Consider the following 25,993-nt stretch of genomic DNA (forward strand, 5'->3'; position numbering starts at 1 on the left):
TACCCATTGTCTGCACCGGCCCTGTGCCGCCCGCAAGCGGACGCGGACGGACCTCCCGGCAGGCGCCCGGTGCCGGGGCTGCTTAGCGTGGCAGGGTGATCCCGCAACCCCCCTTTGACCAGGCAGTCGTCGCTCGCCACGGTTGGGCGCAGGCCGTGGCCACGGTCCTGGTCGCGCTGGGCGCCATGGGGGTGGTGGCCGCGCTGGGGCTGTGGGCGGCGGGTGCGTCCGACCTTCCGGACAACGCTTTCCCCCGGGTCGTCGCGGCGACCGTCGTCACCGCGGTCGGGGGCACGATCAAGCTGTCGGGAAGCGCGGGAGGGCTCGCCGACACCAAGGCCGGGCTCACCGTGATCCCTCTCTCCGTCAGTCTGACCGGTGCGCTGGTGCTCGGCGCGGGCTTTCTGCGCCCGCTACGGCACCGGGCGGTCGCGGCCGGCCGGGAGCTCGCCGGATGGGCGGCCCGGATCGCCGTCGTGTGGCTGGCGGCGCTCCTCGCCCTGGCCTACGCGGCCCGCCAGACGTTCAAGCTCTCCCTCGGCGACGACACGCTGAGCGACCTGGGAGATCTCTTCGGTGTCTCCCCCGAGGTCGGTTTCACCACGGACGTGCCGCAGACCCTCTTGTTCGGCCTGCTGTGGATGGCCGGCGTACTGCTGCTGGCCCTGCTGGTGTCGGCCAGGGCTCCGCTGCCCGGTCGGCTGGTGCCGTTCCAGGAGTCGGTACGGCCGGCCGCACACGCCATGGTCGTCCTGCTGCTCGCCTACGTCGTCCTCGGCACCCTCATCGCCCTCGTCGTCGCCGTGACGCGTGGCCATGCCCGCGAGACGCTCGCGGTGATTCTGCTGGGCATGCCGAACCTGGTCTGGCTCACCCTGACCATCGGCCTCGGCGCCACCTGGAACGGCCGGGTGGAAGGGCCCTTCGGACTGCCCATGCCGCACCTCCTGGACGAGGTGCTGCGCTCCAAGGACACCGCCACGCTGAATCTGCGGACTCTCGCCGAGCACGACGGCCGCGTCTGGTGGCTGGTGGTCGTCGACGCGGTCCTGCTGCTCGCCGTGGCGTTCCTGATGGCGGCCCGCTCACCCGCCCGGGTCCGCGCCTGGCAGCACGCCGTGCACATGGCGGTCGCCCTCGCCCTGACGGTTCTCATGATCTGCCTCGTGGGCCGGATCTCCGCCCAGTACGGACTGTCGGTACTCGGCATCGGTGACCTCGGGGGCGGCCTGGGCGGCAAGCTGTTCCTCGAGCCGGAGCTCTGGGCGGCGGTCGGTCTCGGCGCCCTGTGGGGCCTGGTCACCGGTTTCCTCGGCGCCCTGCTGGCACGGCCGGTGCGACGCAAAGGAGAGATCAAACCGGCTGACGCGTGACGCGGGGGCGTGGCAGGGTGCGCTCAGCCGAGGAAAGGGCACCGCATGCCGTTGGCTCTCGAAGACCGCCTGGCCGTGACCGAGTTGATCGCGCTGCACGGGCACCTGGTGGACGCCGGGGCGCTGGACCGGATGGACGAGGTCTTCACCGCGGACGTCGTCTACGACGTGTCCGACTTCGGCCAGGGTGAACTCACCGGGCTCGTCGCGGTCAAGGACGCGGCCCTGGCTCTGGGTGCCGGAAACCCCGTGGCGCACCACGTCACCAATGTGCTCGTCGAGGAGATCACCGACGACCGGGTCCACGCCCGGTCCAAGGGCCTCGGCGTCATGGCGGACGGCTCGTGCGGCTCCGTCACGTACGAGGACACCGTGATCCGCGTGGGTGCGCGGTGGCGGATCAGCCACCGCAGGGTGCTGGCGCGGAAGTCGCCGTTGAACGGCCTGGGCCGGCGCTGACTACCACCCCCGGACCACCGGCTCCGCCCAGCCGGGTGGGGGTTTCGGCCGGGTTGCCGGTGGTTCCGCGGTCGGCAGGGCGACCTCCGTCGGGGGGTGGGCGCCCGTCGCCGCCGAGCGGAGGGCCGCGACGAAGGCCAGGCAGGAGTCGTGGCGGTCCTCGGGCGCCTTGGCGAGGGCCTTGGCGAACACCGCGTCGAGTGGTGCGGGGAGGCCGGGGCGGGACTCGGAGAGGGCGGGCGGGGCGTCGTACTGGTGGGCCCACAGCAGGGCCATGTCGTCGTCGCGGCGGAAGGGCGGGTGGCCCGTGAGGGACTCATGGACCACGCAGGCGAAGCCGTACACGTCGCAGCGGCCGTCGACCGGGCGGCCCGAGATCTGCTCGGGGGCCACGTAGTCGAGGGTGCCCACGAACTGGCCGACCGTCGTGAACCCGGTCAGCGACAGGGACTTCTTCGTGAGGCCGAAGTCGGTGAGGTAGGTGTGCTCGGGGTGGTCGCTGTCGGTGCCGCGGGCGACCAGGATGTTGCCGGGTTTCACGTCCCGGTGGACAAGCCCGTGCTCGTGGGCCGCGTCGAGCGCGGAGGCGATCTGGGCGGCGATCCGCAAGGCGGTCGGGAGGGGCAGCGGGCCCTGGCGGTCCAGGAGATGACGCAGGTCGCTGCCGGCGACGTACCGCATGGCGATGTACAGAACGCCGTCCGTCTCGCCCGCCTCGAAGACGGGGACGATGTGCGGGTGGTCGATCGCGGCGGCCACCCGGGACTCGTGGCTGAAGCGGTTGCGGAAGGTGTCGTTGCGGGCCAGTTCGGGAGCCAGCAGCTTCAGCGCCACCGTGCGGTCCAGGCGCAGGTCCCGGGCCCGGTAGACGACGGCCATGCCACCGCGTCCGATCTCCTGCTCGATGCGGTAGCTCGCGACCTGTCTGCCGACCAGTTCGGAGGGGCTGCCGGAGAAGAGGCTGGTCTCACGTGCCATCGCGCGTCACGACCTGGGTGGGGGCGTGTCCGCCCGCTTGTGGCCCGTCCGCTTGAGGCCCGTCATCGGTGGCGTAGGTGTTCAGCCGGGTCCCGTCCGCGTACACCCAGCGTCCGTGCTGGGCGTCGTACAGCCACATGTGCTCCCCGTCGACGACCACCCCGATCCGCAGTCCCCGCGTGCGCCCGCGGAACGCCTCCCCGTCGAGGCCGCCGCCGGCCAGCTCCTCGACCGCGGCCCGGTAACGGGCGAGGGCCTCGTCGGCGCGGGCCAGCAGGGGGCGTGGGTCGGCGGCGCGGGTCAGCGGGCTGTCGGAGGCGGGGGGATCCTGCGGTACGGCGACCAGGTGGCGGCCGTCGACCCAGGCGGACCAGCCGTTGGCGCACAGGACGTGGGCCCAGTCGCCGCGTCGCTCCAGGAGCTGGACGGGCAGGAGCGGGTCGAGGGGGACGGTGGGGCGGGCCGGGTCGGGGGCGTCCCAGGCGGGCATGCCCTGGCCGGGGACGACATGGGTGGGCCGGAAGTCGGGGGTGGTCATCGGCGGCCTACTTCCGCATGACCGCGGGCTCGTGGCGGCGCAGCAGCCGGGAGACGACGTAGCCGAAGAGCACGGAGAGGACGACGAGCATGCCGATGTTCAGCAGCCACACGCCCGCCGAGTGCTTGAACAACGGATCGGCGGTGAGGTCGCCCGGCACGATCCGGGCGAGGCCGATCGTGCCGGCCATCGCTCCGAGGGCCCAGCGCGAGGGCACCAGCCAGGACAGCTGTTCCAAGCCGGGCACACCGTCGAGCTGCAGCAGGGCCCCGCAGAAGACGACCTGGACGATGGCGAGCAGCACGAGCAGCGGCATCGTCACCTCCTCCTTGCGCACCAGCGCGGACACGAGCAGACCGAGCATCATCGCCGTGAACCCCAGCAGGGCGACGGCGATGGTGATCTCGGCAAGGGGCGGCATCAACACGCCTTCGCCGCCGGGCGCGTTGAGGTCGACCCCGAGGAGGGCGACCAAGGTCAGGACCACCGCCTGCACGACGGTGATCGTGCCCAGCACGACGACCTTGGACATCAGATACGCCGATCTGGACAGGCCGACGGCTCGTTCGCGCTGGTAGATGACCCGCTCCTTCACCAGTTCGCGCACGGCGTTCGCGGCGCCGGTGAGGACGCCTCCGACGCACAGGATGAGCAGCGCGTTCATCGCGGTCTCTTGCGTGAGTCGGCCGCCCGCGAGGGCCCGTGCCATGGCGCCCATGACGAACGGCAGGGCGATCATGATGGCGAGGAAGGTGCGGTCGGCACCGAGAGCGGCGCTGTAGCGGCGGATCAGGGTGCCGAGCTGGGCGCCGCGGCTGCGGGGCCTCGGCGGGGGCGCGATGATGACCGGCTCGGAGCGGGGCATCCGCGGCTGTGCGGTGGCCTCGGCGACGTACTGGTGCTGGAAGGACGAGAGGCGGAAGTCGCCCACCCAGTCGCGCTCCTGGTCCCTTTCGAAGGCCTCGAACGCCTCGGGCCACTGCGCGAAACCGAAGTAGGCGAGGGCGTCCTCGGGCGGGCCGTAGTAGGCGATCCGGCCCCCGGGAGCGAGGACGAGGAGGCGGTCGCAGACGTCGAGGCTCAGCACGCTGTGGGTGACGACGATGACCGTGCGGCCGTCGTCGGCGAGGCCGCGCAGCATGTGCATCACCGAGCGGTCCATACCGGGGTCGAGGCCGGAGGTCGGCTCGTCGAGGAAGAGCAGGGAGGGCTTGGTCAGCAGCTCCAGGGCCACGCTGACCCGCTTGCGCTGGCCGCCGGACAGGCTGTGCACGGGCTGGGTGGCTCGCTGCTCCAGGCCGAGTTCCCGGATGACCTCGTCGACCCGGGCCCGGCGCTCGGCCTTGGCGGTGTCCTGCGGGAAGCGCAGTTCGGCGGCGTAGGACAGGGCGCTGCGGACGGTGAGCTGGGCGTGCAGGATGTCGTCCTGCGGGACCAGGCCGATGCGCTGGCGCAGCTCGGCGTAGTCGCGGTAGAGGTCGCGACCGTCATAGAGGACGGTGCCGTGGTCGGCGGGACGCTGTCCGGTGAGGGCGTTCAGGAGGGTGGACTTTCCGGCGCCGCTCGGGCCGACGACCGCGAGCAGGCACTTCTCCCCCACCGGGAAGGACACGTGGTCGAGCAGGGTCTTGCGGCCGTGGTCGACGGCGACCGTGAGGTCCTGGACGTCGAGGGAGACCTCGCCGGTGTCGACGTACTCCTGGAGTGTGTCGCCGACCAGGCAGAACGCCGAGTGGCCGATGCCGACGATGTCACCGGGGCCGATGGCGGCGCCGGTGACGGGCCGGCCGTTGAGATAGGTGCCGTTGTGGCTGCCCAGGTCGGCGATCTCGTAGCTGTCGTCGGGCAGGGCGCGCAGCTCGGCGTGGTGGCGGGAGACGACGAGGTCGTCGATGACGAGGTCGTTGTCGTCGGCGCGGCCGATACGGACCGTGCGGGTGGGCAGCGGGCGGACGGCGGTGGGCCGCCGGAAGGTGCCGGTCAGGCCCGGCATCGAGACGGCGGACGGGCGCTCGGGGGCGAGGCGGCCCAGCAGGACCGCGCAGGGGCCGTCGGCGGGGCTGCCGAAGTGGATCACGCTGCCGGGGCCGACGTCCCGCTCGCGGACGCGGCGGCCGTCGGCGAAGGTGCCGTTGGTGCTGTTCTCGTCCGCGAGGGTCCAGTGGTCGGCCTCGGGTCGCAGCACCGCGTGGTGCCAGGAGACCCGGGCGTCGTCGATGACGATGTCGCTCAACGGGTCGCGTCCGACATGGTAGTCGTGGCCCGGGCTCATCACCGTGGAGCCGGTGTCGGTCTCCAGGACGAGCTCGGGCGCCGTCGGTGCGACCGGCCGCTCCGCCATGCCAAGATTCTACCGATTCGCCACCTTTGCCGCCCGGCGGAGCGGATCGGGCGGCGCGCACAGAGGGCACCGGCCCGGCTCAGGCGACCGGCGTGAAGAGCGCCGAGGCCGTCCGGTGCATTCTCACCGCGTCCACGGACTCGGCGAGCAGTTCGTACTCGGTGGTGTCGTCACTGGCGGCGATCCGGACCAGCCGACCGGCCGCCAACTCGTCGGCGACCAGATCCTGTTGGTGCAGGTCGGCGCACCAGGCCCGCATGACGGCCGGCACGTCGAGCACGGTACCGGCGACGGGAGCGAGGGCGCCCGCAGGGAAGTACTCGGCCTCGGGCTGCGGGTCTAATCGGTCGGCGATCCACGAGGCCCGGTCGCGTAACCACCACAGGGCGAGGGCGAGGGTGGGTGCGCGATAGGTTCCGAGAGGTACGCCGATGCGCCGCCCGTCGCAGATGCCGTACCCCGTGACATGGCACAGGAATTCGTCGTGCACGATCCACTCCCCCGCTTGCTCCGTTCACCTGGCGGCAGGGCCTCGCTTTCGTGCGGCTCATGCGCGGTACGCGGTTCTCAGTGCTGTACGTGACGGGCTCTTCGCTCGACGTGAAGGACCTGTCAGTCGAGTATGTTCACTACTGAAACACTGTCACCACACCTTTTTGGCCAGTCTCCTGGCATATTCGCCCACCCTCCTGGCCGAAATCTGACGGGTACACGCTCAAACGTCATTACCCGGGAAGTAATCGACGGTTCCGAGGGGCGCGGGCAGAGTTGCGATATCAGGTCCCACCAGCACAGACGACCTCGACGGAGGCTGATCACCCATGCCCGCGAACACCGATCGTTACGAGAACGCCGTCAGCCGCTACTTCGAAGCCTGGAACGCCAGGGAGCCGCAGGCACGTACGAAAGCCGTGGCGGCCGCCTGGGCGGTGGGCGGCGGCTACACCGACCCGCTCGCCGACGTGGCCGGCCATGAGCAGATCGCCGGGGTCATCGCGGCGGCCCACGAGCAGTTCCCCGGTTTCGCCTTCCGGCTCACCGGCGCCGTCGACGGACATCACGACACGGCGCGTTTCTCCTGGGAACTCGTGAACGAAGTCGATGGCTCGGCGCCCGTCGCCGGATCCGACGTGATCACGCTGGCCGGTGACGGCCGGATCGAGAGCGTACTCGGATTCCTCGACCGGGTTCCGGACGGGGCGTGAGCGACGGCCGCGATGAGTTCTCCCCTCGCCGGTGGTCTCTTGGAGAGAAGCCAGCGGCGAGGGAGGACCTCATGGCCACCACCGGAGGAGTGGACGCGGAATTCACCGCGGTCCTCAGCAGGAAACCGGAGAAGGGCAGTTGGACCTGTGTCCACTGGCCCGCCTCCGTCGAGTTCTTCGGCACCCGCGGACTGGTGAAGGTCCGCGGGACGATCGACGGACACCCCTTCCAGAGCTCCTTCATGGCGCTCGGGGACGGCACCCACATGCTGCCCGTGAAGGCCGACGTGCGGAAGGCCATCGGGAAGGAGGCCGGGGACACGGTCACCGTGCGGATCGAGGAGCGAACCGGCTGAGCACGCCTGCCCCACGGGGTCGACGCGGCGGCGACAGTACGCCCGTGGAAGCGATCGTGACGCACGACGACTCGGAGCGGCCGGTGGCGTGACGGGCGCCCAGCAGCGGCGCTCCGACCGCGTGCAGGCCGCCACCCCGGGTCGGTCACCCCTGGCCGTGGGGACGGCAGGGCAATGGGCACGGGCACCGGCCTGAAGCCGGTGCCCGTCCGTTCAACCTCCCGCGGCCATCACGGCCACGTCGGTCATGCCTTGACGATCGCGTCGATCCTCGCCAGTTCCTCCGCGTCGAAGTCCAGGTTGGCGATCGTGCCCACGCTGTCCTCGATCTGCTTCGGGCTGCTGGCGCCGACGAGGGCCGAGGTGACGCGGCCGCCGCGCAGGACCCAGGCCAGGGCCAGCTGGGCGAGAGTCTGGCCGCGGTCCTTGGCGATGTCGTTGAGCGCGCGGAGCTGCTGCACCAGGTCCTCGGTGACCGCGTCCGAGTTCAGGAAGGGGCTGTCGCTCGCGGCTCGCGAGTCCTCGGGGATGCCGTCGAGGTAGCGGCCGGTCAGCAGGCCCTGCTCCAGCGGGGAGAAGACGATGGAGCCGACCTGGAGCTCGTCCAGCGCGTCCAGCAGACCGCCGTCCTCGGGGCGGCGGTCCAGCATCGAGTAGCGCGGCTGGTGGATGAGGAGCGGGGTGCCCAGCTCACCGAGGATGCGGGCGGCCTCGCGGGTCTGCTCGGCCGAGTAGTTCGAGATGCCGACGTAGAGCGCCTTGCCCTGCTGGACCGCGGTGTGCAGGGCGCCCATCGTCTCCTCCAGGGGAGTCTCCGGGTCGGGCCGGTGCGAGTAGAAGATGTCGACGTAGTCCAGGCCCATCCGGGTGAGGCTCTGGTCCAACGAGGACAGCAGGTACTTGCGGGAACCCCATTCGCCGTACGGGCCGGGCCACATCAGGTATCCGGCCTTGGTGGAGATGATCAGCTCGTCGCGGTAGGCCGCGAGGTCGGCCTTCAGGGCCTCGCCGAAGGCGGACTCGGCGGCGCCGGGCGGCGGGCCGTAGTTGTTGGCGAGGTCGAAGTGGGTGACGCCGAGGTCGAAGGCGCGGCGCAGGATGGCCCGCTGGGTCTCGACCGTACGGTCCGCCGGGCCGAAGTTGTGCCACAGGCCGAGCGAGATCGCGGGAAGCTTCAGGCCGCTGCGTCCGGTGCGCCGGTAGGGCATCTCCGCGTAGCGGTCGGGGTGTGCGGTGTACAACGCGACTCCAGAGGGGTTGGCACGGTGGAACCAGGGGTCTTGAACCTGTGTCCACTCTTTCGCGACCTGGGGGCATTGGTCCAACAGAAGAATCCGATGGAATTCAGCGGATAGGCTTCTCAATCATGGAACTACGCCATCTCCAACACTTCGTGGCGGTCGCCGAGGACCAGCACTTCACCCGGGCCGCCGAGCGGCTTCTGGTGTCCCAGTCGGGACTGTCGGCGTCCATCCGGGCGCTGGAGCGGGAGCTGCAGACCCCGCTGTTCGTGCGGACCACGCGCCGGGTGACGCTCACCCCGGCGGGGCGGGCACTGCTCGGCGAGGCCGAGCGGATCCTCGCGCAGGTGCGCGCGGCCCACGAGGCGGTGGCGGCCGTGCAGGGGGTGCTGCGCGGGATGCTCGCGCTGGGTTCCGAGCAGTGCATCGCCGGGCTGCATGTGGCGGGGCTGCTCGCGGCGTTCCGGCGGCAGCACGCGGACGTGGAGATCTGTCTGCGCCAGGCGGGGTCCGCCGCCCTCGCCGAGGAGGTCGCCGCCGGACGGCTCGATCTGGCGTTCGCCGTGCGGGCGGCGCAGCAGGACACCGACCAGCTGCGTGTCGTACCGCTGTCGAGCGAGCCCATGACGGTGCTGTGCCACCCCAGCCACCGGCTCGCGGCGGTCGGGGCGGCCGTGACGCCGGAGGATCTGGGCGGCGAGGTCTTCGTCGACTTCCATCCGGACTGGGGCCCGCGCCGCACCACCGACGCCGCCTTCGCCGCCGCGGGACTGCGTCGCAACGTCGCGCTGGAGGTCAACGACGTGCACAGTCTGCTCGACCTCGTGGACGAGAACCTCGGCGTGGCCGTCGTTCCCCAGCACTTCCGGCACAAACGGTCGTCGCTCACGGCTCTGCCGGTCAAGGGCACCGGCGAGACCGTGTACGAGACGGTCGCCCTGCTGCCGCCCTCGCAGGCGACGAGCCCGGCGGCGCGGGCGCTGATGGCGCTGCTGGAAACAGGGGGCTTGGGTACACCCCAGGACGGGGCCCACCCCTCGTGACCTGATCCGTCCCGCACACCAGACTCGTGACCGTTCCCGAGAACAACTACGGTCAGGAGTAGGGAAGATGACGGATCCCACCCGACGGAACGTACTGCGCGGCGCGGCGGCGGTCACGGCGGCCGGAGCTCTCGTCGGCACCGGAGCGGGCGCGCTGCCCGCCGCGGCGGCGCCCCGGACAGCGCGCCGCTTCCCCTTCCTGGAGGGCGCGTTCGAACCCGTCACCGAGGAGCTGACGGCCTTCGACCTGCCGGTCACCGGACGCGTCCCCCGCGAGCTGAACGGCCGCTACCTGCGCACCGGCCCCAACGTGCTCGGCCTGGAGGACCCGCGCGCCCACCACTGGATGCTCGGCGACGGCATGGTGCACGGCGTCCGGCTGCGCGAGGGCCGTGCGGAGTGGTACCGCAACCGCTGGGTGCGCTCGTCCCAGGTCGCGAAGAAGCTGGGCGAGCCCTACCCGGGCCCGGTGCCGCCGGACGACTTCCCCTGCAACACCCACGTGATCCCGCACCGGGGGCGGATCCTGGCGCTCCAGGAGAGCGGACCGCTGCCGTACGAGCTCGACGACGAGCTGAACACCGTGGGCACGTACGACTTCCGGGGCACCCTGGAGGGCGCGTTCACCGCGCACACCAAGTTCGACGCCCACGCCGGCGAGCTGCACGCGATCGCCTACTACCCGACCTGGGACCACGTGCGGCACCTGGTCGTGAACCCGGCGGGCCGCGTCTCGCGCAGCACACGGATCCCGGTGGCGGACGCGCCGATGATCCACGACTTCGCGCTCACCGAGAACCATGTGGTGATCCTCGACATGCCGGTCACATTCGACCCGGCGGGCGCCGAGCGCGGCGACATCGTGCCGTACGTCTGGAACGACCGGCATCCCGCCCGGGTCGGCGTGCTGCCCCGCGCCGGGGGTGCGGTCCGCTGGTTCGAGGTCGACCCGGTGTACTACTCGCACACCCTCAACGCGTACGAGGAGGGCCCGAACCTGGTGATCGACATGACCAACTTCGACGCGCCGTTCCTCGTGGCGGGCAACGGCTCGGGAGGGCCGTACGGGGCGGGCACCCCGCGCCTTGACCGCTGGACGGTCGACCTGCGTCAGGGGCGGGTCCGGACCCGGACCCTCGACGACCGTCCTCAGGAATTCCCGCGCGTGAACGAGTCGTTGGTGTCCCGCCGGCACCGCTACGGCTACTCGGCGGCGGCCGCGGAGATGGCGGCGGCCTATCAGGCGGTCGACGGCAACCCGCCTCCCGACCGTGCGTTCAGCAACGCGCTCATCAAGCACGACCTGCTGAGGGGAACCTCGCAGACGCACCGGCTGCCCCGGGGCGCGGCGGCGAGCGAGGCCGTGTTCGTGCCGTCCGACCCCTGCGACGAGCGGGCCGCCGAGGACGACGGGTACGCGATCGCGTATGTGCACAACCCCGATCGCGGGGCCTCGGACCTGGTGATTCTCGCGGCCCAGGACTTCAGCGGCGAGCCGGTCGCCCGGATCCATCTGCCGGGGCGGGTGCCGCTGGGCTTCCACGGGAGCTGGATTCCCGACGCGTGACGCGGCGCGATGCGCGATGGTGGACACCATGCATGCAAAGGACATCCTCATCGGCGCGTACACCCGCATCCAGGAAGAGGTCCACGCGGCCGTCGAAGGCCTGGCCCTCGACGACCTCCACCGTCGCCCCGGCCCCGACGCCAACTCCGTCGCCTGGCTGGTCTGGCATCTCACCCGCGTCCAGGACGACCACGTGGCCGGCGCCCTCGGCCTCGACCAGGTCTGGCTGACACAGGACTGGGAGAAGCGCTTCGGCCTGGACCTGAAGCCCCGTGACATCGGGTACGGCCACACCTCCGCGCAGGTCGCCACGGTGCGGGTCGACTCCCCCGACCTGCTGACCGGGTACTACGACGCCGTGCACGCCCAGACCCTCGAAGCCCTGCGCGGTCTGACCGCCGGGGACCTGGACCGGGTCGTGGACGAGAACTGGGATCCGCCGGTCACCCTCGCGGTCCGGTTGGTCAGCGTCCTGTCCGACGATCTCCAGCACGTCGGACAGGCCGCTTATGTGCGGGGGCTGCTTCAGAGCGCGTAGCCCGGCAGGACGACCTCGTCGATGAGGGCCTTGCGCTCGTCGAACGGGATGAAGGCGCTCTTGAGCGCGTTCACCGTGACCGTGCGCAGGTCCTCGACCGTCCAGCCCGCTTCCTCGACCAGCAGGGACATCTCCCGGGTCATCGTCGTACCGGACACGAGTCGGTTGTCGGTGTTGAGGGTGACCCGGAAGCCCAGGTCCTTCAGAGCCGTGATCGGGTGCTCGGCGATCGAGGTGGCGGCGCCGGTTTGCAGGTTGGAGGTCGGGCACATCTCCAGCGCGATACGGCGGTCCCGGACCCAGCCCGCGAGCCGGCCGAGCTTGCCGTCGACGATGTCGTCGGTGATCCGCACGCCGTGGCCGAGGCGCTGGGCGCCGCACACCTGCACGGCCTGGTGGATGCTGGGCAGGCCGTGGGCCTCACCGGCGTGGATGGTGAAGGGCACGTTCTCGCGGCGCAGGTGCTCGAAGGCGTCCCGGTGGTCGGCGGCCGGGAAGCCGTCCTCGGCGCCCGCGATGTCGAAGCCGACGACACCGGCGTCCCGGAACGCCACGGCCAGGTCAGCGGCCTCGCGCACCCGGTCGAACATCCGCATTCCGCACAGCAGCGTGCCGACCCGCACCGGAGTGCCCGCGGCGGCGGCCTTCGCCATACCGGCGGCCAGGCCCTCCTGGACCGTCTCGACGACCTCGGACATGGCCAGCCCGCCGTTGGTGTTCAGCTCGGGGGCATAGCGCACCTCGCCGTAGACGACCCCGTCGGCGGCCAGGTCGAGGACGTACTCCTCGGCCGTGCGCAGCAGGCCCTCGCGGGTCTGCATGACGGCGAGGGTGTGCTCGAAGGTGGCTATGTAGCGGACCAGGTCCCCGGAGTTGGCGGCCTCGAAGTACCAGGCGGCGAGCTCGTCCGGGTCGGTGGTGGGCAGGGTGTGGCCGACCTCCGCCGCGAGCTCCACCACGGTGGCGGGGCGCAGGCCGCCGTCGAGGTGGTCGTGCAGGACGGCCTTGGGGAGGCGGCGGATCAGTGGGGCGTCTACGCGCGTAGCGGTCATGGCGGGGTCTTCCTCGGACTTCGAACAGGGGTGGCGTGGAGGTCAGTCGGCGCGCTGGAGCAGGTCCCAGCGGTTTCCGTAGAGGTCCTGGAAGACGGCGACCGAGCCGTAGGGCTCGTGGCGCGGCTCCTCCAGGAAGGTGACGCCGGCGCCGAGCATGCGGGCGTGGTCGCGGGCGAAGTCGTCGGTGTGCAGGAAGAAGCCGACGCGTCCGCCGGTCTGGTTCCCCACCCGAGTCTGCTGGGCCTCGTCCTTGGCACGGGCGAGCAGCAGGTCGGTGCCGCCTTCGGGTCCGCCCGGCCGTACGACGACCCAGCGGGAGCCGTCGGGACGGGGCGCGTCTTCGACGAGCCGGAAGCCGAGGGCTTCGGTGTAGAAGCGAATCGCCTCGTCGTAGTCGTCGACGACGAGGGTGACCAGGGCGATGCGTCTCATCGGAACCTCTCGGGACGGCTGCCCGACGGGTGGTCGGCAGGTGGTTGACGGGAGAGGTTATACGTAAAACGTCATCGGCGCCAGTCCGGTCTTCCGGGGCTCTTGTGCCCCGGCCGTACGGGGCGTGACAGGCTGGTGATCACCGCCGGGGTCACGGCTCCGGCGCCCCCCCGTCACCGGACTGCCGCACAGGAGTCGAGCACCATGACAGAACTGCCGAAGTCGACTGGAGCTCCCGCCCGCCAGAACGTCACCTTCCCGAGCGGCGGCACCACCGCGCACGGCTATCTGGCGCTGCCGCCGTCCGGAAGCGGGCCGGGCGTCATCGTCATCCAGGAGTGGTGGGGCCTGACCGACCACATCGCCGACGTCGCCGACCGGCTGGCGGCGGAGGGCTTCGTGGCGCTCGCCCCCGACCTGTACGGCGGCAATGTCGCCCACGAGAGCGCCGAGGCCCTGCGGATGATGCAGGACCTCCCGGTCTCGCGGGGTGTGGAACTGCTCTCCGGCGCGGTGGACCACCTGCTCTCGCTGGACGAGGTCACCTCGGACACCGTCGGCGCGGTCGGCTTCTGCATGGGCGGCGGATTCGTCCTGTACCTGGCGGCGGCCGACCCCCGGGTGAGCGCGGCGGTGCCGTTCTACGGCGTGATCCAGGGCGAGCTGCCCGACTTCTCGGGCCTGAAGGCGGAGATCCTGGGCCACTACGGCGAGCTCGACGAGAGCATCCCGACGAAGAGCCTCGACGCTCTGCGCGAGGCGGTCCGTGAGCAGTCCGGAATCACCCCGGACCTGCGCCTCTACCCGGCGAACCACGCCTTCTTCAACGACGGGCGCCCGGTCTACGACGCCGAGTCCGCGACCCGCGCGTGGGAGAGCACGGTGCCCTTCCTACACGAGCGGCTGGGTTAGGGGCTGCGCTGAGGACCGGGGCGACTGCGAGGCGGGGGTGCCTGCGGCGGCTCGGACCGGCTGCAAGCGCGGGTGCCCTGCGGCGGACCGGACTGTCTGCAAAGCGCAGGTGCCCCTGCGGCGGCTCGGCGCTGCTGCAAGGCCAGGCACCCTGCGCCGATCAGGCCAACTGCAAAGCGCGGGCGCCCCGCTGGCTGGACGGCCTGCAAGGCGGGGTGCCCTGGGACGGATCGGGGCTGCTGCGGTCAGCCGTGCTCGGTCGGCTGCGGCGGGCGCGGCCCGGTGCGTCCAGCCGGGCGGAGGAGTAGTCGGTGACGGCGGCGTGCCCGGTCGGCTCACGCGGGACCGGTGCCGCCGGCCAGACAGCGAAGAAAGCCGTGCCGGCGGCCTGCGCGGTCGGCTCACGCGGGCGCGTCCCGGTGCGTCCAGCCATACGGCCGGGGAGCCCGTGGCAACGGCCTGTCCAGTCAGCTCAAGGGGCACCGATCCGCACAGCAAGAGACCCATGACGGCGGCCTGCCCGGTCAGCTCGCGCTCAGCCGCACAGCTGAGGCGCCCGTGACGGCGGGAGCTGTGTGGTCGGGATGTCGGCCGAGGGGTCCCCGCTCGAGTGAGTGCGAATTTAGGGACGGTGACGGCACACTGGCGGAAAGCCGCCGGGAGGGTGCGCGTCGGTGTCATGGTCCGCCCGGCACGACCCACAGGGGCCGGCGCCTCCGTCGGCGGTCGTAGGGCCCCGGACCGAGGCGCCGGGGCCAGGCGGCCGGTAGCGTCCCGGCCATGACGATCACCGAGAGCCGCAGCCTCGAACAGCGCAAGCGCGACGTACTGACCCGGCTGGAGCGCGAGATGGACATCTGGGTGGCCTCGGCGGACGCCGACGGACTGCCGTGTCTGGTCGCGCTGTGGTTCGTCTGGGACGGGGAGTCCGTCTGGCTGTCCACGCGGATCACCAATCCCACGGGCCGCAATCTGCGCGACGGCGGGCGCACCCGGCTGGCGTTCGGGGACACCCAGGACGTCGTGCTCATCGACGGGGATGTGCGGACCTACGGCGGTGACGACGTTCCGCCCGCGGCGATCGAGGTCTTCATGGCGAAGACGGGCTGGGACCCGCGCCGCGACAGTGCCTCCTACGCCTTCTTCCAGGTGCGCCCGCGCACGGTGCAGGCCCTCCACGGGCAGCACGAGATGCGCGGGCGGCACGTCATGCGGGACGGCGTGTGGGCCGTCTGATTTCTCAACCGGCCTTCTGATGCAGTGAGTTCAGGATGTCCAGCTCGTCGTCGCTGAGTCGCAGCGCGCCCGCCGCGATGTTCTCGGCGAGGTGGTCGGGGTTGCCGGTGCCGGGGATCGCCAGGACGTGCGGGCCCTGGGCGAGGGTCCAAGCGAGCCGGACCTGGGCGGGGGTCGCGTCGTGCGCCCGTGCGACGGCGAGCACCGCCTCGTCGTGGGCGGTGGTCGCGCCCTCGGCTCCGGCGTCCCCGGCGATCGCGAAGAACGGCACGAAGGCGATGCCCTGTTCGCCGCAGATCCGCACCATGTCGTCGGTGACCCGGTTGCGGGAGTCGAGCCCGAAACGGTTCTGCACAGATACCACCGGCGCGATGGCCTGCGCATCGGCGAGGTGCCGGGGCTCGACGTCGGAGATGCCGAGGTGCCGGATCAGGCCCTTGTCACGCAGTTCGGCCAGGGCCCCGAAGTGCTCGGCGACCGAGTCCTGGCGCATCCGGCGGAGGTACACCAGGTCGAGGTGGTCGCGGCCGAGCTGGCGCAGGTTCTCCTCGACGTGACCGCGCAGGTCTTCCGGCCGGGCCGAGGTGCCCCACTCACCCGAGTAGTTCCGGAAGGGCCCGACCTTCGCGGCGATGACGAGGTCGTCGGGGTACGGGGCCAGTGCGCTGTTGATGATCTCGTTGGCGGAGCGCAGTGAGGAGAAGTAGAAGGCGGCCGTGTCGATGTGGTTCACACCGAGCTCGATCGCCCTGCGCAGCACGGCGATCGACCGCTGCCGGTCGCTCGGGGTGCCGAAGTGGAAGGCCGCGCTGCCCGTCAGCCGCATCGCGCCGAAGCCGACGCGGTTGACGGTGAGATCGCCGAGTGTCCAGGTGCCTGCCGCGTCCGCGGTGATCGTTTCGGAGGTCATCGGCGGATGATGACACACCTTGGGCCCACCACCGTCGACGGTTTCCGAACTCCTACCTTCGCTGCGCGGCCAGCCGGATGGGGGCGTTCGCGGCGCCGAACCCCGCATATCCGCCGGTCCGCTGCACGAACTCGAAGAAGACATGGCCGACCGTCTCGGTGTAGCAGTGCCGGAATTCCCCGCCCCGCTCGTCACGGTCGTAGAGGATGCCCAGCTCGCGGTACGTCTCCAACTCCCCCTCGGTGAACTCGAACCGCGCCTCGAGGTCGTCGTAGTAATTCGCCGGGACGCGCAGCAGCCCCGCCCCGGCTGCCCGGAAGCGGCGCACGGCGGCGACGATGTCGCCGACGGCGAACGCCACGTGCCGGGCCCGGGTTTCGCCACCCTCCTCCGGAGCGGGCGCGAGGTTGAGGACCAGCCGGGGCCCGTCGGACGGGGCGGACAGGGCTCGGCTGCGGAACAGGCCGTAGGGATCGGCGAGTTCGACGGTCTCGTGCGGGCTGAGGCCCAGCACCGTGCGATGGAAGAGCACCGATTCGTCGAAGTGATGCCACGGCTGGGTCAGCGCGAGGTGGTCGATGACCATGGCCTCCCCGGGGCCGCTCTCGGCCGCGTACGTGAAGTCGTCGGTCCAGCTTGGGAGTTCGGGGCGGCTGGTCGCGCAGAAGAGGACCTCGGTGCCGTCCGGAGCCGCGATCGACTCCAACGGAACGTCCCTGGCGGCACGACGCTTGGGCAAGGCGGGCGCGAGCAGGGCTTCCGCACGGCGGGCGGAGGCTCCCGGATCCGCCGTCTCCAGGCCTACGGCGGCCAGGGCCGTGTCGGTACGGCGGCCGGCTGCACCCGTGTTGACCAGGACGCGGGCCTCGCCCTGCGCCCAGAGGTCGACCGGCTTGCCGTGATGGCGGGCGGTGCGGGTGAAGCCGAGGGCGGTGAGGAGTTCACCGACGGGCTCGGGGTCGCTGGTGGCGAGTTCCGCGAAGGCGACGCCGGAGGGGATCACCGGAGCGGGGAGCGGGGAGACACCGGCGTTCTCCTCGAGGGCGAGCAGGGAGCGCAGCCCGTCCAGCGCGGTGCGGCCCGCGTCCGCCTGGCGGAAGACGTCGTTGAAGACCTCCAGTGACAGGGGGCCGTCGTATCCGGCGTTCAGGACGTGGCGGAGGAGTCCGGCCACGTCGAAGCCGCCCTGGCCGGGGAAGCAGCGGTAGTGGCGGCTCCATTGCAGGACGTCCATGGCCATCAGCGGGGCGTCGGCGAGCTGGAGGAAGAAGATCTTGTCGCCGGGGATGTCCGCGATGCCTTTGAGGTCCTCGGGCCCGGAAGCCCGCGAGAGGATGTGAAAGCTGTCCAGGCAGGTGCCGAGCGCGGAATGGTCTGCGGCTTCGACGATCCGCCAGGCGTGGCCGTACGTGCTGACGTGCCGTCCCCAGGCGAGTGCCTCGTAGGCCACCCTGACGCCGAACTCCTGGGCCAGGTCGGCGAGTCGGCTCAGCTGCTCGGCCGCGAGGGCGTCGTCGTCCACGGCCTGGGGGGCGATGCTGGAGCAGACGAGGACGGTGTCGGCGCCGAGCCTTCGCATCAGCTCGAACTTGTGCCGGGCGCGCCTCAGGTTGCGGGTGAAGATCTCTTCCGGGACCGCCTCGATGTCCCGCATCGGCTGGTAGAGGTCGATGCGCAGGCCGAGGTCGGCCGTGCGGGCGGCGATCTCCTCGGGGGTGAGCGGGCTCGCCAGGAGGTCGTTCTCGAAGATCTCGACGCCGTCGAAGCCGGCCCGTGAGGCGGCTGTCAGCTTCTCCGTGAGGGTGCCACTGAGGCAGACGGTGGCGATGGACTTGCGCATACTCGCTCCCGAGGTCGATCCAGATCTCCGCTAGATGGTCCTGATGGTCCGCTGTGCGGTCAGCCTAGGTGGCCTGGATTCCTCGAACAAGGGCGCGTAGCGAACGAGGGCGAGCAAGCGGACAAGGCGACGCGGCCCGGTTGGAGGGCGACGGGGCCCGGCAGCAAGATCTCTTCGGCGTTGCGGTTTCCTTGGTCCGCACAGCGGACTACGGTCGGGAGCGACATCCTTCGAGGGCCGCAGGGAACGTACGGGGAGGCATCAGGTGAGTGAGGAACAGGCGCAGGCGGGCGGGGTGCGCAGTGTGCGGCGGGCCTTCGACATCCTCACCCTCCTCACCGAGGACCGGCCCGTGATCACCCTGCGGGAGATCACCGAGTCGACCGGGCTCGCCAAGACGACCGCGCTGCGGCTGGTGCAGACCCTGGAGGAGACCGGCCTGCTGGGCTCGCACCCGTCCGGCTACACCGCGGGGCCCGCGCTGTGGCGCTGGGCCCATCTCGCGCGCAGTCAGTGGGAGGTGCCGCAGGAGACCCGGAAGGTCATGCGCGATCTCGCGGACCGGCTCGGCGAGACCGTCAATCTCTTCGTCGCCCGAGGCGTCCACCGCATCTGCGTCGCCCACGAGGAGAGTCCGCACCCGCTGCGCCATGTCGTCGACGTCGGCGACGAACAGCCGCTGTGGGCCGGCGCCTCCTCGAAGATCCTGCTGCGGGACGCCTCCGAGGTGTTCCTGCGCCGGGTCGCGGCCGCCTCACCGCAGGGCGAGGCACATGTCGAGCGGCTGCGGGCCTGGGTCGCGGAGGCGGCCCAGCGCGGCTATGCCGTCAGCAGCAGCGAGTGGGACGAGGGGCTCACCGCCGTGGCGGTGCCCGTGACCGGCGGCACCGGCACGGTCGTCGCCTCCCTCTCGCTGAGCGGCCCCAGCCACCGCTTCCCCTACGAGGCGGTCGAGCGCTTCGCCACGGAGCTCGCCGAGGGCGCTCGCCTCATCTCCGGCCAGGGCTTCAGCCACCCGCTGAGCAACGCCGTCTGACGCAGCGGCGGACGAGCGTGCGGTCGCGCCCTCGCCAGGGTCGGTTCCTTCCTCACCCGGAAGCCTGGTCGCTGTCCTTCATCTCGCCCCAGCCGTGCCAGCGCTCGACCTCGATCCAGGCGCTGAAGCGGGTCCGGACCCGGTTCGGGTAGGCGCGGCCGCCGTAGTGGGTGGAGAGGCGGTCGATGTCGACGAGGCCCTCGTCCTCATAGGTCTCGGTCACGCGGCCGATGAGCGTGACGTGGGTGTACCAGTTGTCGCCGTCCAGGACGGTGAGCGTGACGCGCGGGTCGCGGCGCAGGTGCTTCAGCCGGATCCGGCCCTCGTCCAGGTTGATCAGGACGCGGCCGTCCTCCCAGAGGTACCAGGTGGGGGTCGACACCGGCGTTCCGTCGGAGCGCAGGGTCGCCATCACACAGGGATTGGGACGGCGCAGCAGTTCGACGGCCGCGGGCGGCAGCGGGGGCTTGGACACGAAGAGTTCCTCCTCGGGAGCCTGGGGGCCTCGGTTTCAGGCGTTCTCGTCGAAACTCGCATAGTAGGCGGCGGCCATGTCCTCGTCGCCGTGCCCCTGGGCGGCGGCGCGTTCGAAGCGTTCGGCGCTCGCGGCGGCCACGTCCAGGCGGACTCCGCCCCGCTCACCGGCCTCGACGATCAGACGGGCGTCCTTGGCGGCGGTGGAGACCGAGAACTGGGCCGGTGACAACCGGTCGTCGAGGATCATGCCCGACTTGGCCCGCAGGTAGCCCATGTCCAGGGGACCGCCGTCGATGGCGTCGAAGAAGCCCTGCGGGTCCACGCCGAGGCCCTTCGCGAGGGCGAGGGCCTCTCCGGCCGCGTTGGTCACCGCGAGCACCCAGCTGTTGGCGACCAGTTTCAGCCGGGTCGCGCTGCCTTCGGCGCCGTCCTCGCCTGTCCACACCGTGCGCGCGCCGACCGCGTCGAAGACGGGAGTCACCGCAGCGCGGCCGTCGACCGGGCCGGCCGCGAGGACCAGCAGCTGACCGGCCTCGGCGGGCTGGCGGGTGCCCAGAACGGGCGCGTCGAAGAAGACCAGTCGACGCTCGCCGGCGAAGGCGGCCAGGTCGGCGATCGCCTCGACGCCTGCGGTGGTCGACTGCACCCACGCGATGCCCGGGCGGAGCCCTTCGGCGGCCTGGCGCATGACGTCCAGGGCCGCGGGACCGTCGTACAGCATGGTCAGGACGACGTCGGCGTCCCGCACGGCCTCGGCGGGGCTGTCGGCGATCTCGATGCCGTCCGCGGCCAGCGGCTGTGCCTTGCCGGCGCTGCGGTTCCAGGCGCGGACGGTGTGTCCGGCGCGGGCGAGGTTGCGGGCCATCGCAGCGCCCATGATGCCGGTGCCCAGGACACTCACGGTGAGCTTGTCGGTCATGACGTCAACTCTCTGCGGGGGGGGTGCGGATGTACGGTCAGGCGTCGAGCTTGCCGGAAGCGGCGGATCCGTCCGTCCAGCCACGCCCGGTGGCCGTTGAGCATCGGGGTCCGACGCTCCTGGGCCGGCGCGGCGGCGGGCCTGCCGATCCGCGTCTCCTGGGTCGGGACGCGGACCCGGCCACCGGGGAGATCCTCCACCAGCCGGGCGGGCAGCACGTCGAACCGCTCCTCGGATCCGCCGTCCCGCCTGGCGGTCCGGGCGGTCTCGGCGGCCGACACCTGGAACTCTACGACGTGCGCGGTCGGCGGGGGACCTCGGCCTCCTGCGCGCGGTGATCCCCGTTCCGGCGGACCAGCGGAGCCAGTCCTCTGATCCGTCCGACGAACCGAACGAAAGTGCCTAGCCGAGGGGCTTCTCGAGGATCGCCTTGCGGTGGCTGAAGGTCTCGATGGAGTAGCGGCCGTGGTAGTTGCCCATGCCGCTCTCCCCAACCCCGCCGAACGGCAGGTCGGAGACGGTGAGATGGGCGAGGGGCAGGCCGTAGCCGAGGCCGCCGGAGGAGGTCTCGTCGGCGATGCGGCGCCGGGTCGTGTCGGAGTCGGTGAAGACGTACAGCGCGAGCGGCTTGTCCCGGTCGTTGATGAAGTCGATGGCCTCGTCGAGGCCGGGGACGGTGACGATCGGCAGGATCGGGCCGAAGATCTCCTCCTGCATCACCGGGGACTTGGGATCCACGTCGGCGAGGACGGTGGGCGCGATGTACTTGCTCGTACGGTCGCTCGCGCCGCCGACGACCGTGCGGCCCGAGTCGAGCAGGCCGGTGAGGCGGTCGAAGTGCCGTTCGTTGATGATGCGTCCGTACTCGCCGGAGTCGGCGGGGTCGCTGCCGTACAGCGTTTCCACGGCGCCGGCCAGCAGCGGCTCCAGGGCGGCCGCCGTCTCCGGGTCGGTCAGGACGTAGTCGGGGGCGACGCAGGTCTGCCCGGCGTTGAGGAACTTGCCGCGGGCGAGGCGGTCGGCGACGACGGTGAGGTCGGCGTCGCGGTCGACGAACGCCGGTGACTTGCCGCCCAGTTCGAGGGTGACCGGGGTCAGGTGCTCGGCGGCGGCCCGCAGGACGACACGGCCGACCGCGCCGTTGCCGGTGTAGAAGATGTGGTCGAAGCGCTCGGCCAGCAGGGCGGTGGTCTCCGGGATGCCGCCCTCGACGACGGCCACGGCGTCCGTATCCAGGTAGGCCGGGAGCAGCCGGGCCACGGCGGCGGAGGTGGCCGGGGCCAGCTCGCTCGGCTTGGCGACCACCGCGTTGCCCGCGGCGAGGGCGCCGACCACCGGGGCGAGCAGCAGTTGGGCCGGGTAGTTCCAGGGGGCGATGACGAGGACGACGCCGAGCGGGTCGTACTGCGTCCGGGCGCTCGCGTCGGCGCCGAGGTGCGCCGGGACCGGGGCTGACTCGGGCCGCAGCCAGTCGGTGAGGTGGTCGAGGGTGTGGTCGATCTCGCGGATCGTGAAGTCGATCTCGGTGCGGAAGGCCTCGGTGGAGCTCTTGCCCAGGTCGGCGTGGAGGGCGGCGGCCAGCTCAGTGCCGTGCTCCGTGAGCATCTCGCGCAGTCGGCGCAGCTGGGTCGTACGCCATTCGACGGGCTTGGTGCGGCCGCTGCGGAAGGTGGCGCGCAGTCGGGCCACGACGTCGGCGGGCGGCTCGGGGGCGGGGTGGTTCACGGTGCCTCGCTGGGTTGGGCGGCCCTTGCGGCCGGATCTCGACGGTCAGATGTATATTGCAACCTTTTCCCGTCCGGGCCCATTCCAGGCCGCCGCCCGTACTTTCCGTGAGGGGAGTCACAGCGAGCGGCTGCGGTGTTGGAGATAGGTGCGCTCCGCCGGATTCCCGGTGAGTTCCGCGGCCTTCGCGTACGCGTCGGCGGCCTCCGCGTCCCGTCCGAGCCGGCGCAGCAGGTCGGCCCGGACGGCGTGGAGGACGTGGTAGCCGTCAAGGTCCAGCGCGTCCACCAGGGCGAGCGCCTGCGTCGGTCCGTCGGTCTCGGCCACGGCGACCGCCCGGTTCAGGGCCACGACAGGGCTGGGAGCCACGGCCATGAGTTGGTCGTACAGCCGGTGGACCTGCCCCCAGTCGGTGGGCGCGTCGCTGTGCACGGCCTGGATGGCGGCCTGGATCTGGTAGGGGCCCGGCTGGTTCCGGCGCAGACATCGCCGTACGAGTGACTGGCCCTCCGCGATGAGCGCACGGTCCCAGCGGCCGGGGTCCTGTTCCGACAGCGGCACGAGCTCACCGTTGTCACCGGTGCGGGCGTCCCGGCGGGACTCGACGAGCAGCATCAGTGCGAGGAGGCCGGTGACCTCGGGTTCGTCCGGCATCAGCTCGGCCAGCAGACGGCCCAGGCGTACGGCCTCCGCGCACAGGTCGGCCGTACCGCCGTACCCCTCGTTGAAGATCAGGTAGACGACGGCGAGCACTCCCTTGAGGCGGTCGGGGAGGTCGGCGTCGCGGGGGACGCGGTAGGGGATGCGGGCGTCGCGGATCTTGGCCTTGGCGCGGACGAGGCGCTGGGCCATGGTCGGTTCGGGGACGAGGAAGGCGCGGGCGATCCGGGCGGTGGTGAGGCCGCCGAGCAGGCGCAGGGTGAGGGCGACCTGTGCCTGGGGCGCGAGGGCGGGGTGGCAGCAGGTGAAGATGAGGCGGAGCCGTTCGTCGCGCACGGGGCCCTCCTCGGGCGGTGCGTCGGGGGCGTGCAGCAGGGCGGCCTCGGCGTGGCGGGCCTCTCTCGTGGACTCGCGACGCAGCCGGTCGATCGCGCGGTGACGGGCGGTGGTGATGATCCAGCCGGCCGGGCTGGGCGGCACACCGGTCTCCGGCCAGCGCCGCACAGCCGTGGTGAAGGCGTCCTGGACCGCTTCCTCGGCGAGGTCGATGTCGCCGAGGAAGCGGACCAGGACCGCGACCGCGCGGCCGTACTCCTCGCGGAAGACGCCCTCGACGTCCGGGGTCATCAGTCCTCGGACTCGTGCTGGAAGGGGCGCACCTCGATGGGCAGGGTGGTGGCCAGGGCCGCCTTGCGGCCCCACTCCAGGGCCGCGTCCAGGTCGGGGGCCTTCACGATGCACAGGCCGCCGAGCTGTTCCTTGCCCTCGGCGTACGGCCCGTCGGTGATCAGTACGTCGCCGTCGCGGGGCCGCAGCACGGTCGAGGAGTCGGGGCTGTGCAGTCCCCCGGCGAAGACCCAGGCCCCGGCCTCGCGCAGCTCCTGGTGGAAGGCGTCGAGGCGCTTGCCGATCTCGGCCAGGACCTCGGGCGCGGGCAGTTCGTCCCAGCCGGGCTGCATGACGTTGAGCAGGTAGTACTGCATGTCGCTCTCCTCCTGTGAGTGTGTCTCACCTCCTACACGAACGGCACACCCCCGGATCGACACCGCGCGCGACGGGATCGGGAGAATCCTGTTCATGACCACCGAACCGCATCCGCTTCTGGCCACCGCCCGTGCCCTCGCGGACGACCTCCTCGCCCCGCACGCGACCCGCGTCGACCAGGAGGGCGTGCCCGCGAGCCACCTCGACGCGATCAGGCGCTCGGGCCTGCTCGGGGTGAGCGCACCGAAGGAGTACGGCGGTGCGGCCGCCCCGGACGCGGTGGCGCGGGAGGTCCAGGAGATCCTCGCCGGGGCGTGCTGCTCGACCTGGTTCGTGCAGACCCAGCACCACTCGCCGGTGCGGCTGCTCGCGCAGTCCGCCCTGCCGGTGCGGGAGCGGCTGCTCGGGCCGCTGGCGACCGGCGAGTTGCTGGCCGGGATCGCGTTCGCTCACGTCCGCGCGTTTCCGCGGGTGCCGGTGCGGGCGACGGCCGAGCGGGGCGGCTGGCGCTTCGACGGGACGGTGCCGTGGTTCACCGGCTGGGGTCTGAACGACGTGATGCTGCTGGCCGGGGTGAGCGAGGCGGACGAGGTGGTGTTCGCGTTCACCGAGGCACGTGAGCGGCCGGGGCTGCGGGCGTCGGAGCCGATGCGGCTCGCGGCGCTCACGGCGGCCCGGACGGTCTCCCTGGAGCTGGACGGCCTGTGGCTGCCCGACGACGCGGTGGTGCTCCGCACTCCGCAGGAGAAGTTCGCGCTGGTGGACCGGCCCCGCAACACCAACGCCTCCCCCGCCGTCTTCGGGGTGGCGTACGCGGCGCTCCGCGTATTGGCGGACGCCGGGGAGTCGCAGACCGCGGGTGCCCTCCGTGACCGCCTCGACGACGTGCGCGGGCAGGTGTACGCCCTGGCCGAGCATCCCGTTCCGCACGAGCGCGTCGCCGAACGGCTGGCGCTCAAGACACGGTCGTACGACCTGATGCGCGCCGCCACGACGGCGGCCGTCGTGGCCGGGGGCGGCCGAGCAGTGGGCCTCGACGGTACGGCCCAACGACTGTTCCGCGAGGGGATGTTCCTGCTCGTGCAGGGACAGACCACCGAGGTGCGCCGCGCGCATCTGGACGCTCTGGCGCGGCTCTAGGGTCCCTTCTGATGGATCTCCGTGGAGGAAGGAGCGGCGTCCGGTGCGTGCGATCGGCGTGCGGTGCGAAGGGTCATGTGGCGGAGCCACCTGTCTCTTTGCGCCGTGCGCCGAGCATGCGTGCCGGACGCCGTGACGCCGCGGAGGCCCATCAGACGGGCCCTAGGCCAGGAAGTCGGCGAGGGCGGCCGTGAGTTGTGCGGGGGCGTCCTCCTGGACGAGGTGACCGGCGCCCGGGATCGGTTCGAGGCGTGCGCCCGGGATGCGCGCGACGAGTTCGCGCCCCTTGTCGGCGGGGATCCAGGTGTCGTCCTCGCCCCAGCACACCAGGGTCGGGACCGCGATCTCGCCGTACCGGTCCTGCACTTCGTCGGTGTAGCGCTGGTCGGCCTGGGCGATCTGGCGGTAGAAGGCCGGCTGGCCCAAGTCGCTCAACCAGGGTTCGACCAGCCGGTCGAGGACGGCGGGGTGCAGGCCGGGGCTGCTGGCTGAGCTGACGTACTCGCGGACGAGGGCCCGGTGCAGGGCGGGCGGCAGTTGGTCGAAGACGTCGGAGTGCTTGCCGACGAGTCGGAAGAACGGCGTTCCCCAGGGGGCCAGCGCGACCGGGTCGACCAGGGCGAGCGAGTGGTAGCGGGCGCCGTGCAGCAGATGGGCCCGCAGGGACACGGCACCGCCGAAGTCGTGGGCCACGACACGAGGTTGGTCGAGATCCCAGTGCGCCAGGAGCTCGGTGAGGACGCGGCCCTGGGCCGCCAGTGAGACGTCCTGGCCGGCGAACATCTCCGAGGCCCCGTAGCCGGGCATGTCCCACACGAACACGTGGTGGCGGCGGGCGAGGGCGCGGGCGACGGAACGCCAGACATAGGAGGAGAAGGGTGTGCCGTGGAGGAGGACGACCGGGTCCCGGCCCGGGTCTCCGAGGCTGTTCCAGCGGACCTCACCGGAGCTGCTGCGGAAGGTCCTGGTCAACGGCCAGTCGCTCACGGGCTGTTCCTCTCGACGGTTTCGCAGGTCGAGCCCGTGAG

At 71.6% G+C, this 25,993-nt stretch carries 28 protein-coding genes; 11 read left to right on the forward strand and 17 right to left on the reverse strand.

The window, feature by feature from the left end:
• Positions 1-95 precede the first annotated feature (95 nt).
• Both BFN33_RS04560 and BFN33_RS04565 read left to right on the forward strand, forming a co-directional pair.
• Complete coding sequence (locus BFN33_RS04560) at positions 96-1,373, forward strand: streptophobe family protein (RefSeq protein ID WP_069758510.1); 1,278 nt, start codon at positions 96-98, stop codon at positions 1,371-1,373.
• 45 nt (positions 1,374-1,418) lie between these two features.
• Entirely contained in the window at positions 1,419-1,832 is a 414-nt protein-coding gene (locus BFN33_RS04565; protein WP_069758511.1) for a nuclear transport factor 2 family protein, read from the forward strand.
• Here the strand turns inward: BFN33_RS04565 and BFN33_RS04570 are convergent, their stop codons facing one another.
• The 4 genes from BFN33_RS04570 to BFN33_RS04585 all read right to left on the reverse strand — a co-directional run bounded on the left by BFN33_RS04570 (position 1,833) and on the right by BFN33_RS04585 (position 6,179).
• The gene (locus tag BFN33_RS04570) at positions 1,833-2,810 is read right to left on the reverse strand and encodes a serine/threonine-protein kinase (protein WP_069758512.1); all 978 of its coding nucleotides are present in this window, start codon (positions 2,808-2,810) and stop codon (positions 1,833-1,835) included.
• Positions 2,800-3,348, reverse strand: a complete 549-nt coding sequence (locus tag BFN33_RS04575; RefSeq protein WP_069758513.1) for a hypothetical protein — start codon at positions 3,346-3,348, stop codon at positions 2,800-2,802. Before BFN33_RS04575 ends, BFN33_RS04570 begins: the two co-directional genes overlap by 11 nt.
• A 7-nt stretch (positions 3,349-3,355) precedes the next feature.
• Positions 3,356-5,689, reverse strand: a complete 2,334-nt coding sequence (locus tag BFN33_RS04580) for an FHA domain-containing protein (RefSeq protein WP_069758514.1) — start codon at positions 5,687-5,689, stop codon at positions 3,356-3,358.
• Positions 5,690-5,768: 79 nt separating this feature from the next.
• A complete protein-coding gene (locus BFN33_RS04585; RefSeq protein WP_069758515.1) occupies positions 5,769-6,179 on the reverse strand; it encodes a hypothetical protein in 411 nt (136 codons plus the stop codon).
• 331 nt (positions 6,180-6,510) lie between these two features.
• On the opposite strand from BFN33_RS04585, the gene BFN33_RS04590 reads away from it, so the two are divergent.
• Positions 6,511-6,894: a nuclear transport factor 2 family protein gene (locus tag BFN33_RS04590; protein ID WP_069758516.1), complete on the forward strand. Its 384-nt coding sequence runs from the start codon at positions 6,511-6,513 to the stop codon at positions 6,892-6,894.
• Positions 6,895-6,965: 71 nt separating this feature from the next.
• A complete protein-coding gene (locus BFN33_RS04595) occupies positions 6,966-7,250 on the forward strand; it encodes a DUF1905 domain-containing protein (protein ID WP_069758517.1) in 285 nt (94 codons plus the stop codon).
• Between the two features lie 245 nt (positions 7,251-7,495).
• On the opposite strand, the gene mgrA is transcribed toward BFN33_RS04595, so the two are convergent.
• Positions 7,496-8,491 (reverse strand): L-glyceraldehyde 3-phosphate reductase, encoded by a 996-nt coding sequence (mgrA, locus tag BFN33_RS04600; RefSeq protein WP_069758518.1) that lies wholly within the window; start codon positions 8,489-8,491, stop codon positions 7,496-7,498.
• Positions 8,492-8,616: 125 nt separating this feature from the next.
• Between mgrA and BFN33_RS04605 the strand changes: the two genes are divergently transcribed.
• The 3 genes from BFN33_RS04605 to BFN33_RS04615 all read left to right on the forward strand — a co-directional run bounded on the left by BFN33_RS04605 (position 8,617) and on the right by BFN33_RS04615 (position 11,639).
• Positions 8,617-9,534: a LysR substrate-binding domain-containing protein gene (locus tag BFN33_RS04605; RefSeq protein ID WP_069758519.1), complete on the forward strand. Its 918-nt coding sequence runs from the start codon at positions 8,617-8,619 to the stop codon at positions 9,532-9,534.
• A gap of 67 nt (positions 9,535-9,601) precedes the next feature.
• Positions 9,602-11,101 (forward strand): carotenoid oxygenase family protein, encoded by a 1,500-nt coding sequence (locus tag BFN33_RS04610; protein WP_069758520.1) that lies wholly within the window; start codon positions 9,602-9,604, stop codon positions 11,099-11,101.
• Positions 11,102-11,129: 28 nt separating this feature from the next.
• Positions 11,130-11,639: a DUF664 domain-containing protein gene (locus BFN33_RS04615; protein WP_069758952.1), complete on the forward strand. Its 510-nt coding sequence runs from the start codon at positions 11,130-11,132 to the stop codon at positions 11,637-11,639.
• Here the strand turns inward: BFN33_RS04615 and BFN33_RS04620 are convergent.
• Both BFN33_RS04620 and BFN33_RS04625 read right to left on the reverse strand, forming a co-directional pair.
• The gene (locus BFN33_RS04620; protein ID WP_069758521.1) at positions 11,627-12,691 is read right to left on the reverse strand and encodes an adenosine deaminase; all 1,065 of its coding nucleotides are present in this window, start codon (positions 12,689-12,691) and stop codon (positions 11,627-11,629) included. The genes BFN33_RS04615 and BFN33_RS04620 overlap by 13 nt on opposite strands.
• Positions 12,692-12,733: 42 nt before the next feature.
• Positions 12,734-13,126: a VOC family protein gene (locus tag BFN33_RS04625; RefSeq protein ID WP_069758522.1), complete on the reverse strand. Its 393-nt coding sequence runs from the start codon at positions 13,124-13,126 to the stop codon at positions 12,734-12,736.
• A 204-nt stretch (positions 13,127-13,330) separates the two neighbouring features.
• Here BFN33_RS04625 and BFN33_RS04630 point away from each other — a divergent pair, with 204 nt between their 5' ends.
• Positions 13,331-14,038 carry a dienelactone hydrolase family protein gene (locus BFN33_RS04630; protein WP_069758523.1) on the forward strand — a complete coding sequence of 236 codons (708 nt, stop codon included), beginning with the start codon at positions 13,331-13,333 and terminating at the stop codon, positions 14,036-14,038.
• A gap of 160 nt (positions 14,039-14,198) precedes the next feature.
• Here BFN33_RS04630 and BFN33_RS52585 read toward each other — a convergent pair whose 3' ends face one another.
• The gene (locus tag BFN33_RS52585; protein ID WP_141757941.1) at positions 14,199-14,471 is read right to left on the reverse strand and encodes a hypothetical protein; all 273 of its coding nucleotides are present in this window, start codon (positions 14,469-14,471) and stop codon (positions 14,199-14,201) included.
• 347 nt (positions 14,472-14,818) lie between these two features.
• On the opposite strand from BFN33_RS52585, the gene BFN33_RS04635 reads away from it, so the two are divergent.
• Positions 14,819-15,274: a pyridoxamine 5'-phosphate oxidase family protein gene (locus BFN33_RS04635; RefSeq protein WP_069758524.1), complete on the forward strand. Its 456-nt coding sequence runs from the start codon at positions 14,819-14,821 to the stop codon at positions 15,272-15,274.
• A 4-nt stretch (positions 15,275-15,278) separates the two neighbouring features.
• Here the strand turns inward: BFN33_RS04635 and BFN33_RS04640 are convergent, their stop codons facing one another.
• Both BFN33_RS04640 and BFN33_RS04645 read right to left on the reverse strand, forming a co-directional pair.
• Positions 15,279-16,184, reverse strand: a complete 906-nt coding sequence (locus tag BFN33_RS04640) for an aldo/keto reductase (protein WP_069758525.1) — start codon at positions 16,182-16,184, stop codon at positions 15,279-15,281.
• 52 nt (positions 16,185-16,236) lie between these two features.
• On the reverse strand, positions 16,237-18,024 hold the full coding sequence (locus BFN33_RS04645) for a bifunctional sugar phosphate isomerase/epimerase/4-hydroxyphenylpyruvate dioxygenase family protein (protein WP_069758526.1): 1,788 nt from the start codon (positions 18,022-18,024) through the stop codon (positions 16,237-16,239).
• A gap of 265 nt (positions 18,025-18,289) precedes the next feature.
• On the opposite strand from BFN33_RS04645, the gene BFN33_RS04650 reads away from it, so the two are divergent.
• Positions 18,290-19,060 (forward strand): IclR family transcriptional regulator, encoded by a 771-nt coding sequence (locus BFN33_RS04650; RefSeq protein ID WP_069758527.1) that lies wholly within the window; start codon positions 18,290-18,292, stop codon positions 19,058-19,060.
• Between the two features lie 52 nt (positions 19,061-19,112).
• Here BFN33_RS04650 and BFN33_RS04655 read toward each other — a convergent pair whose 3' ends face one another.
• The 6 genes from BFN33_RS04655 to BFN33_RS04680 all read right to left on the reverse strand — a co-directional run bounded on the left by BFN33_RS04655 (position 19,113) and on the right by BFN33_RS04680 (position 23,824).
• The gene (locus BFN33_RS04655; protein ID WP_069758528.1) at positions 19,113-19,535 is read right to left on the reverse strand and encodes a PPOX class F420-dependent oxidoreductase; all 423 of its coding nucleotides are present in this window, start codon (positions 19,533-19,535) and stop codon (positions 19,113-19,115) included.
• Between the two features lie 36 nt (positions 19,536-19,571).
• Positions 19,572-20,456 carry an NAD(P)-dependent oxidoreductase gene (locus BFN33_RS04660; RefSeq protein ID WP_069758529.1) on the reverse strand — a complete coding sequence of 295 codons (885 nt, stop codon included), beginning with the start codon at positions 20,454-20,456 and terminating at the stop codon, positions 19,572-19,574.
• Positions 20,453-20,737, reverse strand: coding sequence for a hypothetical protein (locus BFN33_RS53025; protein ID WP_176742297.1), 285 nt, complete (start codon positions 20,735-20,737; stop codon positions 20,453-20,455). Before BFN33_RS53025 ends, BFN33_RS04660 begins: the two co-directional genes overlap by 4 nt.
• A gap of 121 nt (positions 20,738-20,858) precedes the next feature.
• A complete protein-coding gene (locus BFN33_RS04670; protein ID WP_069758530.1) occupies positions 20,859-22,181 on the reverse strand; it encodes an aldehyde dehydrogenase family protein in 1,323 nt (440 codons plus the stop codon).
• 117 nt (positions 22,182-22,298) lie between these two features.
• A complete protein-coding gene (locus tag BFN33_RS04675; protein ID WP_069758531.1) occupies positions 22,299-23,468 on the reverse strand; it encodes an RNA polymerase sigma factor in 1,170 nt (389 codons plus the stop codon).
• Positions 23,468-23,824 carry a YciI family protein gene (locus BFN33_RS04680; RefSeq protein WP_069758532.1) on the reverse strand — a complete coding sequence of 119 codons (357 nt, stop codon included), beginning with the start codon at positions 23,822-23,824 and terminating at the stop codon, positions 23,468-23,470. Before BFN33_RS04680 ends, BFN33_RS04675 begins: the two co-directional genes overlap by 1 nt.
• A 94-nt stretch (positions 23,825-23,918) precedes the next feature.
• On the opposite strand from BFN33_RS04680, the gene BFN33_RS04685 reads away from it, so the two are divergent.
• Complete coding sequence (locus tag BFN33_RS04685; RefSeq protein WP_069758533.1) at positions 23,919-24,965, forward strand: acyl-CoA dehydrogenase family protein; 1,047 nt, start codon at positions 23,919-23,921, stop codon at positions 24,963-24,965.
• Positions 24,966-25,127: 162 nt separating this feature from the next.
• Here BFN33_RS04685 and BFN33_RS04690 read toward each other — a convergent pair whose 3' ends face one another.
• Positions 25,128-25,952 carry an alpha/beta fold hydrolase gene (locus BFN33_RS04690; protein WP_069758534.1) on the reverse strand — a complete coding sequence of 275 codons (825 nt, stop codon included), beginning with the start codon at positions 25,950-25,952 and terminating at the stop codon, positions 25,128-25,130.
• Positions 25,953-25,993 lie beyond the last annotated feature (41 nt).

This window comes from Streptomyces sp. LUP47B, assembly GCF_001746295.1.
In the GTDB taxonomy this organism is placed as follows: domain Bacteria; phylum Actinomycetota; class Actinomycetes; order Streptomycetales; family Streptomycetaceae; genus Streptomyces.

Bases quoted from the DNA above. Each gene is read 5' to 3' on its own strand.
- BFN33_RS04645 (WP_069758526.1), bottom strand. From the start codon at position 18,024: ATGCGCAAGTCCATCGCCACCGTCTGCCTCAGTGGCACCCTCACGGAG.
- BFN33_RS04575 (WP_069758513.1), bottom strand. From the start codon at position 3,348: ATGACCACCCCCGACTTCCGGCCCACCCATGTCGTCCCCGGCCAGGGC.
- BFN33_RS04565 (WP_069758511.1), top strand. From the start codon at position 1,419: ATGCCGTTGGCTCTCGAAGACCGCCTGGCCGTGACCGAGTTGATCGCG.
- BFN33_RS04570 (WP_069758512.1), bottom strand. From the start codon at position 2,810: ATGGCACGTGAGACCAGCCTCTTCTCCGGCAGCCCCTCCGAACTGGTC.
- BFN33_RS04675 (WP_069758531.1), bottom strand. From the start codon at position 23,468: ATGACCCCGGACGTCGAGGGCGTCTTCCGCGAGGAGTACGGCCGCGCG.
- BFN33_RS52585 (WP_141757941.1), bottom strand. From the start codon at position 14,471: ATGGCTGGACGCACCGGGACGCGCCCGCGTGAGCCGACCGCGCAGGCC.
- BFN33_RS04605 (WP_069758519.1), top strand. From the start codon at position 8,617: ATGGAACTACGCCATCTCCAACACTTCGTGGCGGTCGCCGAGGACCAG.
- BFN33_RS04610 (WP_069758520.1), top strand. From the start codon at position 9,602: ATGACGGATCCCACCCGACGGAACGTACTGCGCGGCGCGGCGGCGGTC.
- BFN33_RS04595 (WP_069758517.1), top strand. From the start codon at position 6,966: ATGGCCACCACCGGAGGAGTGGACGCGGAATTCACCGCGGTCCTCAGC.
- BFN33_RS04630 (WP_069758523.1), top strand. From the start codon at position 13,331: ATGACAGAACTGCCGAAGTCGACTGGAGCTCCCGCCCGCCAGAACGTC.
- BFN33_RS04620 (WP_069758521.1), bottom strand. From the start codon at position 12,691: ATGACCGCTACGCGCGTAGACGCCCCACTGATCCGCCGCCTCCCCAAG.
- BFN33_RS04640 (WP_069758525.1), bottom strand. From the start codon at position 16,184: ATGACCTCCGAAACGATCACCGCGGACGCGGCAGGCACCTGGACACTC.
- BFN33_RS04615 (WP_069758952.1), top strand. From the start codon at position 11,130: ATGCATGCAAAGGACATCCTCATCGGCGCGTACACCCGCATCCAGGAA.
- BFN33_RS04685 (WP_069758533.1), top strand. From the start codon at position 23,919: ATGACCACCGAACCGCATCCGCTTCTGGCCACCGCCCGTGCCCTCGCG.
- BFN33_RS04590 (WP_069758516.1), top strand. From the start codon at position 6,511: ATGCCCGCGAACACCGATCGTTACGAGAACGCCGTCAGCCGCTACTTC.
- BFN33_RS04625 (WP_069758522.1), bottom strand. From the start codon at position 13,126: ATGAGACGCATCGCCCTGGTCACCCTCGTCGTCGACGACTACGACGAG.
- BFN33_RS04660 (WP_069758529.1), bottom strand. From the start codon at position 20,456: ATGACCGACAAGCTCACCGTGAGTGTCCTGGGCACCGGCATCATGGGC.
- BFN33_RS04635 (WP_069758524.1), top strand. From the start codon at position 14,819: ATGACGATCACCGAGAGCCGCAGCCTCGAACAGCGCAAGCGCGACGTA.
- BFN33_RS04580 (WP_069758514.1), bottom strand. From the start codon at position 5,689: ATGGCGGAGCGGCCGGTCGCACCGACGGCGCCCGAGCTCGTCCTGGAG.
- BFN33_RS04680 (WP_069758532.1), bottom strand. From the start codon at position 23,824: ATGCAGTACTACCTGCTCAACGTCATGCAGCCCGGCTGGGACGAACTG.